Consider the following 12,200-nt stretch of genomic DNA (forward strand, 5'->3'; position numbering starts at 1 on the left):
TTGAGTGCAGTTCACTCAACTTCAACGCGTGAGGAGAACGAGTATTCCTGGAATCCCTCAGAAACCCTGGATGAGTGAGATTCGCTCGCTCAGATACGTGTCCAAATGCATGTACGCGCCGGTGTTCGACCAGCGCACGTGTGGGATACCGTCGATCGATGCCAACGGACCAGACGAGCCCCCGGCATCCACCGCATCCACGTTGATGACCGACCACCCGACATGGGCGACCTCGCCCTCGGCGAAGCCACCGCGCAACGCCATCTGTCGGCGCGCGGCGCGCTCGCGCGCCGACTCCGCCGTGTAGCCGCGACGTCCTGGGTCGGCCGCGCGCAGGACTTCGGCGGTGGCCAGTGCCTGATCGTCAGTGAGCAGCAGCACTCCGAGGTGCCAGGCCTCGCCGACACGGATGATCCGATCCCCGCGCCACCGCGAAGAGCGCTCCTCGCCGAGTCCTTCCTTGGGCACGCCAACGAGCGCCGTGCGTGCGGCGGCCAGGAGCTCAACGGTGGTCACAACTCTCCCTGCGGCTGGTCCTGTCGGGCAGCATCCAGTCGTTCACGATCGCCGCGCAGTGTCATCGCGATCAGCGGATAGACCAGCACCGACAGCATCCCTGCACCGACAAGTGCCGCAGCGATCGCCGGATCCAGAATCTTCTCGCTCACGCCGATCGCCGTCACCGCCACGATGATCGGCAGCCCGGTCGCCGCCAACATCGCGATCGATGTGCGCTCCTTCGCACCAGCGCCCGCGGGCGCCGAGATCTGCGCGGCGGAGCCCCTGATCACCAGCAGCGCGATCAGGAACAGCGGCACCAGCGCGAGGGCAAGGGGCGAGGCAGTGAGCGATGCGAGGTCGAATGTGACGCCGGTGTACAGGAAGAAGATCGGCACGAGGAAGCCGAACGCGATCGCCTCGATCTTGCTTTCAATGGCTTCCGCATCCTGTTTCGGCGCCCGCGCCATGATGATGCGCCAGACCGCGCCGGCGACGAAGGCGCCGAGCAGCATGTCCAGATCGAGTATGACGCTGAGGGCCACCAGCGCGGCGATCAGCATCAGCACGAACCGGACACCGAACTGATCGGAGGTGTGCAGCGTGGCTCTGACGAACTCGTGCAGGCGCCCGTGCGGTGCGCGATGGGCGATGAAGACCACAAGGGCGGCGAGGACGACGAACGTCAACAGGATTGCTGCGGCGATCGGAGCCTTGCGAGTGCTGAGAAAGATCGAGATGGCGATCAGCGGCAGAAACTCGCCCACAGCGCCGATCGCGGTGATGACCTTACCGAAGGGCGTGCCGAGCTCACGTGCATCGCGAAGAATCGGCATGATCGTGCCCAGCGCGGTCGAACTGAGCGCGATGCCGATCACGACCATGCCCTCATCCGGCGCGATCAGAAATCCGATTCCGACGCCGAGCATGAGGCTGAGCAGCCATCCGAGTGAGGCTCGCATCAGCGGGCGCCCTGCGACCGCGCGGAAGTCGATCTCGGTGCCTGCCATGAAGAACAGCATCGCGAGACCGAAATCGCTGAGCTTGTCAAGCACGACGCCAGGTTCCACCCAGCCGAGCACAGCGGGACCGACCAGGATGCCGAGCACCAGCTCGAACACGATGATGGGCACGCGCAGCACAGGGCGCACGCCCTTGGCCAACAGGGGTGCGGCGACCGCCAGCAGTGGTATCAGTACCAGTCCGGTCTCGCTCGCGTTCACCCGCCAAGAGTACCGGCAGCGCAGCCTGGTCGTTCGATTCGCCACCCTCCCCCGAACGGGGCAGAATCGACACAGACCTTTGCAAGGAGCATCCCTATGTCTCAGCCCGATACCGCACGCCTGCTCATCGCCTGCGATGACCAGCCCGGAATCGTCGCCGCCGTCGCCAACGTCCTGGCCGAGCACGGCGCGAACATCATCTCGCTCGATCAGCACTCGACGGATGCCGAAGACGGACGCTTCTTCCAGCGCACAGTCATCCACCTTCCCGGTCTGTCCGCTGCGCGCCCCGCACTGGAAGCTTCGCTCGGCGCAGTCGCCGAGAGCTTCGGCATGGAGTGGTCTCTGCACGACACGTCACGCCGCAAGCGGGTCGCGATCTTCGTGTCGAAGTACGACCACTGCCTGATGGAGCTGCTGTGGCGCACTCAGCGCGGTCAGCTCGATGTCGACATCACCATGGTCGTCTCGAACCACCCCGATCTCGCAGAATCGGTACGCACGTTCGGCGTACCGTTCGTGCACATCCCCTCCGGCGACAAGATCGCGATGGAGCAGCGTCAGCTCGAGCTTCTGCAGGGCAACGTCGACCTCGTCGTTCTCGCCCGATACATGCAGATCCTCACCGACAGCTTCATCGAGAAGGTCGGAGCACCGGTGATCAACATCCACCATTCCTTCCTGCCTGCCTTCGTCGGCGCGAACCCCTACGCCCGCGCCAAGGATCGCGGCGTGAAGCTAATCGGCGCGACCGCGCACTATGCGACGGCCGACCTTGATGAGGGTCCGATCATCGAGCAGGACGTCACCCGCGCCACGCACGCCGATTCGGCAGCTGAGCTGCAGAGCCGCGGCGCCGACGTCGAACGCCTGGTGCTCGCTCGCGCGGTGCAGTGGCACGCAGAGGACCGCGTGATCGTGCACGGCAGGTCGACCGTCATTCTTTAGGGGCGGTAGGGGCTGGTAGGGGTCGGTCGCGATCCAGTCCCGTTTCCCTCGCCGAAATCAGGAGCATGTCCCCAGATCAGGAGATTTCTGCAGATTCCTCCTGATCTCGGAACATTCTCCTGATTACGGGAGGGAGATATCCACGGCGAGGCCACGGGATGCCGCGGCAAGTCGCTTGTCGTTGGTCCAGAGTTCGTCGCATCCGCTCAATTGCGCTGCCGCCAGGTGAAGTGCGTCCGGAGTCTTCAGCCCGAAGTCTGCCCGCAGCTCTGCGGCCCGGATGAATACCGCGGCATCGAGAGGAATATGCTCCAGCCGCTCGAACATCGCCAGGTAGCGATCCCTGAGCTCGACATTCTTCTCGCGCAACGGGACGACCAGACATTCATGCAGCGCGAGGTCACTCGATCCGACCGGCGACTGGGTCCCGCGCAGGGCGGCTCGCACGGCATCCCCTCGCGCACTCTGGTCTTCCAACGCGTAGATGAGGATGCAGGAATCCAGATAGATCATTCCCATGCATCCCGTGCTTCAGCGATCTGGGCATCCAATTCTTCGCTCGTTCGAGACAGTCTCGACGGCACTGGATTGGATTCGATCCATTCAACCAAGGCTTCGCCGCTTGTGATCAGGTCAACCGGACCGATCGGAACGAGGCGTACCACGGGAGCGCCCCGCTTCGTGATCACCACTTCCTGACCGGACTGTGACTCGGCGATCAACCGCGAGAGGTTGTTCCTCGCATCGAGAACGTTGTGCTGCACCATTTAGCCATAATAGCCAGGTTCCTAGCCATCTTCAATGCCTCCCAAATCAGGAGGCTGTCCCCAGCGCAGGAGATTTCAGCAGATTCATCCTGATCTCGGGCGGAGTTCCTGATTTCGGGCGGGTCTGGCAGGGCGGCCGAGCGGGCGCGGGCGACCTAAAGCCCCGCCAACAGCTCGGCGAACACCTCGTCCGCCGCATCCCACTGCGCCAGCGGGGCCGCCTGCCCGAGCCAGAGCGACTGCAGTTCTCCGAGGTTCTGCTCCCCCGCCGCGACACGGAAGCGCCCCGTGAGCCAGTTCTGCACCGGGAACGCCGCAATCATTCCGCCCGCCTCGATCGCCCGCACCGCGCGATTGCGAACACCCCTGGCCAGGCGCCCGCTCATCGCCTTCGTCAGCACGCTCTCATCCGCGGCCGTCGAACGGATCGCGCCGCGGTGAGCATCGTTCGCCGCTGACTCGCGCGTTGCCAAGAATGCGGTGCCGACCTGCACTCCGGATGCCCCGAGTGCGAAGGCCGCGGCCACACCGCGCCGATCGGACACACCTCCGGCCGCGACCACGGGGATCGAGACCGCATCCACCACCTGCGGTACGAGCGCGAACGTGCCGACGAGCGACTCTTCCGGCGCCCGCAGGAACGACACCCGGTGTCCGGCCGCCTCTGCACCACTGGCGATCACAACATCGACGCCGCCGGCTTCGAGGGCGACAGCTTCTGCCACCGTCGTGGCGGTGCCGGAGACCAGGATGCCACGGCGATGCGCCTCCTCGATGACCTCTGCCGCCGGCACCCCATATACGACGCTGAGAGCTGCGGGTGCGGCATCCCAGATCGCGTCGAGCTGTTCCTCCAGCGACGGCAGATAGCGCTCCGGCCGTGAGGGGATCTCCACACCCACCGCCTCGTAGAACGGCTCCAACGCCTGCGCGAACACGGTGTGCTGCGCACCAGGAACGACCTCATCGCCGGTCGGCAGCCAGATGTTCAGCGCGAAGGGCCGAGACGTCGCTTCGCGCAGCGCGGTGACCGTCGAGCGAATCCGCGCACCGTCGTAGCCATACAATCCGTAGGCTCCCAGACCGCCGGCATCGCTCACCGCCGCCGTCAACGCGACGGAGGAAAGCCCGCCGAAAGGGCCGAGAAGAATCGGATGCCGGATGCCAAGAAGCTCACGCAGATCGCTCATGCCTTCGAGGCTACGCCTCAGCCGGCCGCTGATATCGTCTATGACATGGCGGACACATTCGAGCAGCTCATGCAGCTCATGCTGTCTGCGATCGGGCTGTTCAACATGCCCGATCTCGCCACGCTCGATGTTGCCGCGCTGACCCTCGCCGTCGCCCTGCTGGCCGTCACGGCCCTTATCGTCGCCTACGCCTTCGGGCTGGTGCAGCCGGGTCAGGGTTCGTCCCCGCATCCGCTGCGCGCCATAGATCTGTCTGTCCTGCTGTCTCAGAGTGATCCGGATGCTGCGGGCCACCCGCGTCCGCGAGCACCGGGAGTCGCCTTCGCCGTGTAACCGATCGAGTCGGGAACACGGCATCAGGCCGACCCTCCCGACACTTCGAACGGACACTCTTTTGGACATCTATGTCTTCGGGCCCATCGCGGCGATCCTCGACGCCGCCTATGGCGCTCTCACCGCTCTCTCCCACCTCCTCGAGCCTTTCACCGGCACCGCCTCCGCCGCGGCCGCCGTCATCCTCATCACCCTGCTCGTACGCGCTCTACTGATCCCGGTCGGCATCTCACAAGCCAAGGCCGAACAGACCAGGTCGCGCCTGGCACCGAAACTGCGCGCACTGCAGAAGCGCCACAAGAAGAACCCAGAGCGCCTGCAGCGCGAGACGATGCAACTCTACAAAGACGAGAACACCTCGCCCTTCGCCGGCTGCCTCCCCGTGCTGCTGCAGGCGCCGGTCATCGGCATCCTTTACACACTGTTCCTGCGCACCGATATCGCGGGCCACGCGAACGAGCTGCTCACGCACGACCTGTTCGGCGCCACCTTGGGCACGAGCCTGGTGAGCATGCTGTCCTCAGGCCCGTTCTCGCTGCCAACGCTCCTCGTCTACGGTGCGCTCATCGCGATCATGATCGCCGTCGCCGAGGTCACGCGGCGGGTGTTCCGCCCGACACCGGTCGATGACTCGCCGATGTCGTCACCGGGGATGCTGCGCATGATGAGCGGGCTGCACTATCTGACCGCGGTGTTCGCCGTGTTCGTGCCGCTGGCTGCGGGGCTTTATCTCACAGTCACCGTGGTGTGGACGCTCGTTCAGCGTGTGATTCTGCGGCGGCGCTACCCGCTGGTGGTCACGGTGTCGCAGGCTCACTGAGCGGTGGGTCACCGCGTCGCTTGCGCACACCCACCAGGCTGACGCCGACGCTGGCGGCGACGACGAACACGATCGCGAGCAGGCGCAAGGGGCCGGCGTGCTGGCCGAGCACCAGCCATCCGGCGAGGGTCGCCGTGGCGGGTTCCAGGCTCACCAGGATTCCGAATACCCGCTGCGGCACCCGCCGGAGTGCGGCAAGCTCGAGCGTGTACGGGATGATCGAGCCGAGCAGCGCGGTGAGTACCGCCAGAAGCAGCAGAGTCGGAGCAGTGGAGATCGTGATCGCGGCGGGAACCCCGAATGGGGTGAGCAGCACGGCCGCCACCACGAGGGCGACCGCAAGCCCGCTGTTCCCGGGGATCAGCGACCCTGCGTGCGCACTCGCCCGAATGTAGAGCGCCCAGAAGAACGCCGCGATCAACGCGAACATCACACCGATCGGGTCGAGTGGGCTCTGCCCGAGCACCCCCTCCAGCCCCAGCAGACCGATGCCGACCACGGCGAGCGCCAGCCAGCCGGCATCACTGCGGCGTCGGGTGAGCAGGGCTGCGAGCACGAGGGGTCCGAGAAATTCGATCGCCACGGCGGGGCCGAGCGGAATGCGCTCGATCGCGGCATAGAAGGCGCCGTTCATCGCGGCGAGGCTCATACCGAACAGGATCGCCGCGCGCCACTGCTTCCTGCTCCATCGGCGCACGGCCGGGCGCACGAAAGCGAGCATGACGATCGCGGAGATCCCCAGCCGCAGCGCCGTCACACCCCACGCGCCGAGGGCGGGGAACAGCTGAGCGGCGATCGCTGCCCCGAAAGACAGCGAAACGCAGGACCCGAACACGAGCGCAGCACCGAAGGTCGGGTGTTGAGAAATGCGCGGGTTCACCACTACAGCCTGCCCGATGTTCGGTCGCGCCAGTACCGGAATGGCGTGCGAGTTCCGTGCGGGTTCAGCGCGGGTTCAACGCCACACGCAACGGCGCTCCTGGCGCGGATGCCGCGGCGAGCGCGGCATCCACATCATCGAGCGTATGCACCGCGCCGACCACCTCGCTGAATGGGTAGGCGCGCCCCCGGCCGCCGAGGAAGCCGACCGCTGCGGCCAGATCGGACGCCGTGTAGTTGTGCACTCCCGTCACGCTCACCAGCCGCCGTACGATGCTTTCGGCATCGAGAGGAACCGGATCGGCCGGGAACACACTGCCCACGAGCACGACGGTGCCACCGATATCAGCAGCGGCGATCGCGTCAGAGACGGCGTGGCCGGATGCCTCGATCACGATGTCCGCCGGGCCGGTTGCCGCTGCCGCGCCCACTCCCCCGAATCGTTCCGCGAAGGTCCGTCGAGAGGCAGATGGATCAACGACAGTGACCTCTGCACCGGCATCCGCGGCGATCGCCACCGCGGACAGTCCGACGAGACCCGCGCCGTAGATGAGTACGCGGGTGCCCTCCAGACTGCGTCCGGCTGCGCCGCGCGCGACCGCAGCCCAGGCTGTGGCGGTAGCGCAGGATGCGGGTGCGAGGATCGACGCCGGCAAGGCTTCCGGAACGCGAACGATCGTGGTGCCTGCACGCAGATGAGCGTGACTGGCGAATCCTCCGGTCAGCTCCCAGCGCGGCCCGATGCGCTCGTGCCCGTACTTCGCCAGGGTCCGGCATTTCTGAGTGAAGCCGCCCGCGCAGCGATCACAGGTGCCGCACGACACGGTCACCGACCACACCACACGATCACCGATGCGCAGTGCGCTGTCATCTGCCGCGATCGCGCCGTCTTCTCCGAGCGCGATCACCCGACCGACGCTCTCATGTCCCAGCACCAGCGGCGCCGGAGCGGAGCGGTGTCCCTGGACCGTGTGCACGTCAGAACCGCACACCGTCGAAAGCTCGATCGCGACCAGCACGTCGCCGCGGCCGAGAGCGACGCCTGGGACGGCGACGGTCTCATGCTCCTGACCCACGCCGATCCAGACCATGGCAGTCGCCGCGGGTCTCAACGCGACGTCTTGCCGCTCATCGTGCGGCAGGAGAACACGCATGTCAGGATGCCGGCGAGAGAGCGGTCCGAGCGAGGACGGTACCCAGCAGGTCCCGCTCGATCAGGGTCGCCTGCAGGCTGGTGACGTCATCGAGCACGGCATCCGCACCGGCTTCCATCAGCGTCGCGCGATCATGTGCACCGCTGAGCACCCCGGCGACGAAACCCGCGCCAGCCCTGAGACCGGACTGCACATCACTGCTCGTGTCGCCGGCGACAGCCACGGCCTCGACCGAAGAGGTGCCGGTGCGCAGCAGCGCGGTGAGTACGAGGTCGGGCGAGGGGCGGCCACGACCGGCATCCACCGGCGACAGCGCGAGATCGACCAGATCACGCCAACCGAGGCCGTCGAGAAGCGCGTCGCGAGTCACCGGGGCGAAGCCCGTGGTGAGCGCAACCTTGAGGCCGGCGTCACGCAGGTTCGAGATGGCGTCGGCCGCGCCGGCGATCTCTGCCACGCCCTGCTCGGCGACGATCTCGGAGTACGCCCCCTCGAACGCAGCGGTAGCCGCAGTCGCCGCGGCGATATCGCCACCGGAAAGGTGCGTGAAGACGTCGATCTTCGACATCCCCATGGTGTCGCGAACGTAGCCCAGGGCCTCGTCCCACGGCATCCGATCGGCGACGCCGGTACGCTCGGCGGCACGCTGGAAAGCCTGCTCGACGACGCCGTCATCACGGACCGTCGTTCCTGCCATGTCTAACACGATGAGTTCGATGGCGGTCATGGGGTTCCTCCCTGTACGGGCTGCAATGCCCGGTCGTATGCGGTCTGAAGCGTGCGCTCGGCGAGCCCCAGACCCGTTGTCATGCCGATCCCCGTCGTCGCGGCGATCACGTGCAGGCCCTGTTCCGGCTCCTCGATGAGGAACTCGTTCGGCCCGGATGCGTACACACCCTGCCACCGCTCGAGCACGCGGAATCGGTCGACGTCGAAGAGCAGCTGAGCCTCATCGAGGAAAGCGGTGAACGCTGCCTCCGGCTGGAACGGTGCCGGCTGAATCGCCCTGGCATGCGAGTCGCCGATGATGAACGAACCGTCCGGCAGCTGGGTGTACATCTGATTCAGGTCGAGCGCGGCAAGATCAGGGCGCTCTGCGTGCAGTCGCTCGCGGAGCGCGGTGGTTTCCGCGAATGCGGTGAAGCGTCCGTAGCGCAGCAGCGACCATGCGGTCAACAACGGAGCATCCAGTGCGCGCGGCGCGTCTGCGGTGACGCGCATCATGTCGAGCGTGCAGCGGATGACACCGGCCCGTTCGGCCAGCTCCGGCAGCAACTGGTCGATGTCGTGGTTCACTGCCACGACGACGAGACCGGCAGTAATGGAACCGCGGGTAGTCGCGACGCGTCCTGCGCTCACGGAGGTTACCGCTGTGCGGAACCGGAAATCCACACCGAGGGATGTGAGATGCCTCACGATCGCGCCCGCCGCTTCGCGCGGGTTGGCCTGCAGGTCGGGTTCGACCAGAGCGCCACCGCGCACCGCGTCGCGACGCAACGGCGCACGGTTCAGCAGCTCACTCTGCGAGAGCATCCGCACGTCGCCGTCGGCTGATGCCCGCTCGAGCACGGCGAGTTCGTCGTCCGCTCGCGCGGCGATGAGGGTCCCGGACTCGCGCAGCCAGAAGCCGGCATCCTTCGCGAGCCTCAACCACACGTCACGCGACGTGTCGGCGAACTCGCGGGCAAGTCCGCTCTGCGCGCCGATGCAGATGTGACCGAAGTTGCGGATCGTGGCGCCGATCGGCGTCTCGGTGCGATCGACGACGATGACGCTGAGTCCACGGCGGATGCCCGCATAGGCTGCGCCGAGCCCGACGATGCCAGAGCCGACGACGACCAGGTCTGCGGTGTCTGCCGCGATGGGGTGGATCTTCACGACGGCCTCTCCTGCAGACGAACTGTTCCGAGACCACTGTGACACCCGGCGGAGCGGCCACTGCGCCGATCTGGGAAGAGTTTGCCCGCCGTTAACCCGACCTTCGCTCGGGTGAACACAAGTGAAACTTGCCAGGCTGACGGCGATTTCTGCAGGAACGGGATGCCCGTTCGACTGCCGCCACGATGTGGCGGGACAGCGGCGAATCTGTGGCGAATCTACGTGACTCGAACCAGGCCAGAAGTCGACCGCGAGCGCACTTGGCACTCAAATGCTGAAATGCCGCGCCCGCGATCGAAGCGCTGGGGACGCTTTTATTCTGGGGTGTTCTTCACGGTACCGATGCGCGACCGCGCCGAGAAGGGACGAAGGTCGACAATGTATTGGACTTTCGTCCATGCCGTGCGCGTGCGGGGACGTCACTCACACGTCGGCAGGCGAGCCGACACGCACCAACTGTCATCGACTGCGCCGGCGCTGAACTCGCCGCTGGCGCCGAGCACCCGCTCAGCCATCCTGTTCAATCCAGTGCGGCTGGAGGACAGGTCTTGTCGGGGCGTCGCGGGAAGTGGACTGCAGATCGTGAGTAGCGCCGACTCGGAGTCGATGTCCAGTCCGATCCGCACTTCGCCACCGCCGGCGTACTTGAGGATGTTCGTCGCAGACTCGCGCATTATCCGGGCGAGAATGAGATCGCCCGCCCGAGAGATGCGCTCGTCACGCGGGTCTCCTTCGCAGACCACTGAATACCCCGCGGACTCGAACTCATGGCGCGCTTCGTTGATTGCGACGGCGAGCCCTTCGGTCTGCATGCCGGGCGAACGCGGCCCATCATCGGCGAGTTCGATCACGAAACGCAGATCGGTCATCGCCTTTGCCGCGGCCTGCCGGATCGCTTCTTGTGAGTTCTTGCTCGCTTCTGCATCGTCGAGCATCTGAACGTGCAGTGCCACCACCGTGAGATGGTGCGCAATGCTGTCGTGCAATTCACCGGCGATCCATCGCCGTTCAGCGAGCACTGCTTCATGCTCCTGCTCTGCCTGGATCGCGAGCTGCAGTTCCAGTCGTTGACCACGGGCCGATGCCATCCGCAGCGCGAAGCCGATTGCCCCGGCGACGGTGGCGAGAATGAGGTAGATGCCCACGTCCGCAGGAAGCCGGTCATCGGTATACGCGGTGATCGCGGTCGCGAGGAGGAACGCCCCGGTGTACGAGAGGATCAGCGCGGTCCATCCCAGCCGGAGCACGAGACCTGCGGCGACGGCGGCAGCTGCCAGCACTTGGCCTTCGCTGCCGACGAGGAACGAGAGTGCGAACACGAGCCCGAGTGAGCACGTGCCGATGAGTGGCGACCAAAGATAGAGGGCGAATACGGCGGTGGACGCGATGCTGAACACAGATCCACCGAGATCGAGCACAGGTCCGAATACCAGACCGAAGACGTCAAGCACGATGATGCCGACGACGATCACCAGCAAGGCAATCCGCTCGAGAGCACTAAGTCTCTCCCGAGCTAGTCGGAGAATGCGGGAGTCACCCGTGGCCGACCGGTCGAACGCCATGGTTCAGTATCTCCTATTCGCCAGATACTCTAGCGAGAGAGACCCAGAAGGTTGCAAATCTGCTGCCAGAAAGACATAGTGGTTCACCTCCGCTGGTGATCTTTTGTTGGGGTACTGAATTCATCCTCTCGGTAAGCCAGACTGGGCACATCTGACTAGCAGTCACACTTCACTGGCTAAAGGTCTATATCAAGCTGCCTGTATCGCCAGCGCCATTAGGCTTCCCTCATGCCGGAAATTCGCGTTCTCATCGTCGATGACGATCCCCTGGTCCGCGCGGCGCTCTCGCACTTCGTGTCCCGCGCCGCGGGCATCCGCGTCCTCGGCGAAGCCGAGAACGGCATCGAGGCGATCGCCTCCGTGGAGCAGGAGCGCCCTGACGTCGTCATGATGGACGTACAGATGCCGGTGATGAACGGCATCGAGGCAACCGCCGCGATCGCCGGACGCTGGCCGGATGTGCGCATCCTCGCTGTGACCACACTCGCTGGTCGAGACACGGTCCTTCCGATGCTGAGCGCCGGCGCATCCGGATATCTGCTCAAAGACTCCAGCGCCGAGGACATCGTCACCGGGATAAGGGAAGTCCACGAGGGCGCGAGCTCCCTCTCACCCCGGATCGCGTCCCTGCTCGTCAAACATGTGCGCGCCACCGAACCTGCGGGCGGCACTCCTGCCGGTGGCCTCGAGCCCCTCACCGAACGCGAGACGGAGGTGCTGCATCGTCTCGCCGACGGCATGTCCAATGCCGAGATCGCACTTGCTCTCATCGTGTCCGAGGGCACCGTGAAGGCCCATCTCGGTCACATCATGTCGAAATGGCAGGTGCGCGACCGAGTGCAGATCCTCGTGGCGGCCGCGCACGCGGGACTCGTCACGTTCCGCTGATCTCCGCGCTGGGGCTCGGCCTCGCGTGCCAGCGGAAACCGGGCCGCCGATTACGATCGA

At 65.7% G+C, this 12,200-nt stretch carries 14 protein-coding genes; 4 read left to right on the top strand and 10 right to left on the bottom strand.

The window, feature by feature from the left end; all coding sequences use genetic code 11:
* Window positions 1-57: 57 nt before the first annotated feature.
* Window positions 58-516, bottom strand: a complete 459-nt coding sequence (locus tag ACSU1G_RS31045) for a glutaminase (protein ID WP_439284930.1) — start codon at window positions 514-516, stop codon at window positions 58-60.
* On the bottom strand, window positions 513-1,721 hold the full coding sequence (locus ACSU1G_RS31050; RefSeq protein ID WP_439284932.1) for a cation:proton antiporter: 1,209 nt from the start codon (window positions 1,719-1,721) through the stop codon (window positions 513-515). The genes ACSU1G_RS31045 and ACSU1G_RS31050 overlap by 4 nt, the downstream gene beginning before the upstream one ends.
* Before the next feature lie 96 nt (window positions 1,722-1,817).
* Here ACSU1G_RS31050 and purU point away from each other — a divergent pair, with 96 nt between their 5' ends.
* Window positions 1,818-2,669 carry a formyltetrahydrofolate deformylase gene (purU, locus tag ACSU1G_RS31055; RefSeq protein WP_439284934.1) on the top strand — a complete coding sequence of 284 codons (852 nt, stop codon included), beginning with the start codon at window positions 1,818-1,820 and terminating at the stop codon, window positions 2,667-2,669.
* A 123-nt stretch (window positions 2,670-2,792) separates the two neighbouring features.
* Here the strand turns inward: purU and ACSU1G_RS31060 are convergent, their stop codons facing one another.
* From ACSU1G_RS31060 to ACSU1G_RS31070, 3 genes are all read right to left on the bottom strand, one after another.
* Entirely contained in the window at window positions 2,793-3,188 is a 396-nt protein-coding gene (locus ACSU1G_RS31060; RefSeq protein WP_439284936.1) for a type II toxin-antitoxin system VapC family toxin, read from the bottom strand.
* The gene (locus ACSU1G_RS31065) at window positions 3,179-3,436 is read right to left on the bottom strand and encodes a type II toxin-antitoxin system Phd/YefM family antitoxin (RefSeq protein ID WP_439284938.1); all 258 of its coding nucleotides are present in this window, start codon (window positions 3,434-3,436) and stop codon (window positions 3,179-3,181) included. The genes ACSU1G_RS31060 and ACSU1G_RS31065 overlap by 10 nt, the downstream gene beginning before the upstream one ends.
* A 155-nt stretch (window positions 3,437-3,591) precedes the next feature.
* Window positions 3,592-4,626, bottom strand: coding sequence for an NAD(P)H-dependent flavin oxidoreductase (locus ACSU1G_RS31070; RefSeq protein WP_439284940.1), 1,035 nt, complete (start codon window positions 4,624-4,626; stop codon window positions 3,592-3,594).
* On the opposite strand from ACSU1G_RS31070, the gene ACSU1G_RS31075 reads away from it, so the two are divergent.
* Both ACSU1G_RS31075 and ACSU1G_RS31080 read left to right on the top strand, forming a co-directional pair.
* Complete coding sequence (locus ACSU1G_RS31075) at window positions 4,591-4,959, top strand: DUF6412 domain-containing protein (RefSeq protein WP_439284941.1); 369 nt, start codon at window positions 4,591-4,593, stop codon at window positions 4,957-4,959. The genes ACSU1G_RS31070 and ACSU1G_RS31075 overlap by 36 nt on opposite strands.
* Window positions 4,960-5,020: 61 nt before the next feature.
* On the top strand, window positions 5,021-5,779 hold the full coding sequence (locus ACSU1G_RS31080; RefSeq protein ID WP_439284943.1) for a YidC/Oxa1 family membrane protein insertase: 759 nt from the start codon (window positions 5,021-5,023) through the stop codon (window positions 5,777-5,779).
* On the opposite strand, the gene ACSU1G_RS31085 is transcribed toward ACSU1G_RS31080, so the two are convergent.
* The 5 genes from ACSU1G_RS31085 to ACSU1G_RS31105 form a co-directional block, all read right to left on the bottom strand.
* Entirely contained in the window at window positions 5,757-6,659 is a 903-nt protein-coding gene (locus ACSU1G_RS31085; RefSeq protein WP_439284945.1) for an EamA family transporter, read from the bottom strand. The genes ACSU1G_RS31080 and ACSU1G_RS31085 overlap by 23 nt on opposite strands.
* Before the next feature lie 64 nt (window positions 6,660-6,723).
* Window positions 6,724-7,812, bottom strand: a complete 1,089-nt coding sequence (locus ACSU1G_RS31090) for an alcohol dehydrogenase catalytic domain-containing protein (RefSeq protein ID WP_439284947.1) — start codon at window positions 7,810-7,812, stop codon at window positions 6,724-6,726.
* A gap of 1 nt (window position 7,813) precedes the next feature.
* A complete protein-coding gene (locus ACSU1G_RS31095) occupies window positions 7,814-8,539 on the bottom strand; it encodes a phosphonatase-like hydrolase (protein WP_439284949.1) in 726 nt (241 codons plus the stop codon).
* Window positions 8,536-9,690: a TIGR03364 family FAD-dependent oxidoreductase gene (locus ACSU1G_RS31100; protein WP_439284951.1), complete on the bottom strand. Its 1,155-nt coding sequence runs from the start codon at window positions 9,688-9,690 to the stop codon at window positions 8,536-8,538. Before ACSU1G_RS31100 ends, ACSU1G_RS31095 begins: the two co-directional genes overlap by 4 nt.
* 419 nt (window positions 9,691-10,109) lie before the next feature.
* Complete coding sequence (locus tag ACSU1G_RS31105) at window positions 10,110-11,252, bottom strand: sensor histidine kinase (RefSeq protein ID WP_439284953.1); 1,143 nt, start codon at window positions 11,250-11,252, stop codon at window positions 10,110-10,112.
* Between the two features lie 228 nt (window positions 11,253-11,480).
* On the opposite strand from ACSU1G_RS31105, the gene ACSU1G_RS31110 reads away from it, so the two are divergent.
* Window positions 11,481-12,140: a response regulator gene (locus ACSU1G_RS31110; protein ID WP_439284955.1), complete on the top strand. Its 660-nt coding sequence runs from the start codon at window positions 11,481-11,483 to the stop codon at window positions 12,138-12,140.
* The last annotated feature ends 60 nt before the right edge of the window (window positions 12,141-12,200 follow it).

It is taken from the genome of Microbacterium sp. A93 (genome assembly GCF_051842835.1).

Coding starts and splice junctions, on each gene's coding strand:
- ACSU1G_RS31090 (WP_439284947.1), bottom strand. CDS start 7,812: ATGCGTGTTCTCCTGCCGCACGATGAGCGGCAAGACGTCGCGTTGAGA.
- ACSU1G_RS31060 (WP_439284936.1), bottom strand. CDS start 3,188: ATGGGAATGATCTATCTGGATTCCTGCATCCTCATCTACGCGTTGGAA.
- ACSU1G_RS31110 (WP_439284955.1), top strand. CDS start 11,481: ATGCCGGAAATTCGCGTTCTCATCGTCGATGACGATCCCCTGGTCCGC.
- purU (WP_439284934.1), top strand. CDS start 1,818: ATGTCTCAGCCCGATACCGCACGCCTGCTCATCGCCTGCGATGACCAG.
- ACSU1G_RS31070 (WP_439284940.1), bottom strand. CDS start 4,626: ATGAGCGATCTGCGTGAGCTTCTTGGCATCCGGCATCCGATTCTTCTC.
- ACSU1G_RS31105 (WP_439284953.1), bottom strand. CDS start 11,252: ATGGCGTTCGACCGGTCGGCCACGGGTGACTCCCGCATTCTCCGACTA.
- ACSU1G_RS31065 (WP_439284938.1), bottom strand. CDS start 3,436: ATGGTGCAGCACAACGTTCTCGATGCGAGGAACAACCTCTCGCGGTTG.
- ACSU1G_RS31075 (WP_439284941.1), top strand. CDS start 4,591: ATGCCGGATGCCAAGAAGCTCACGCAGATCGCTCATGCCTTCGAGGCT.
- ACSU1G_RS31095 (WP_439284949.1), bottom strand. CDS start 8,539: ATGACCGCCATCGAACTCATCGTGTTAGACATGGCAGGAACGACGGTC.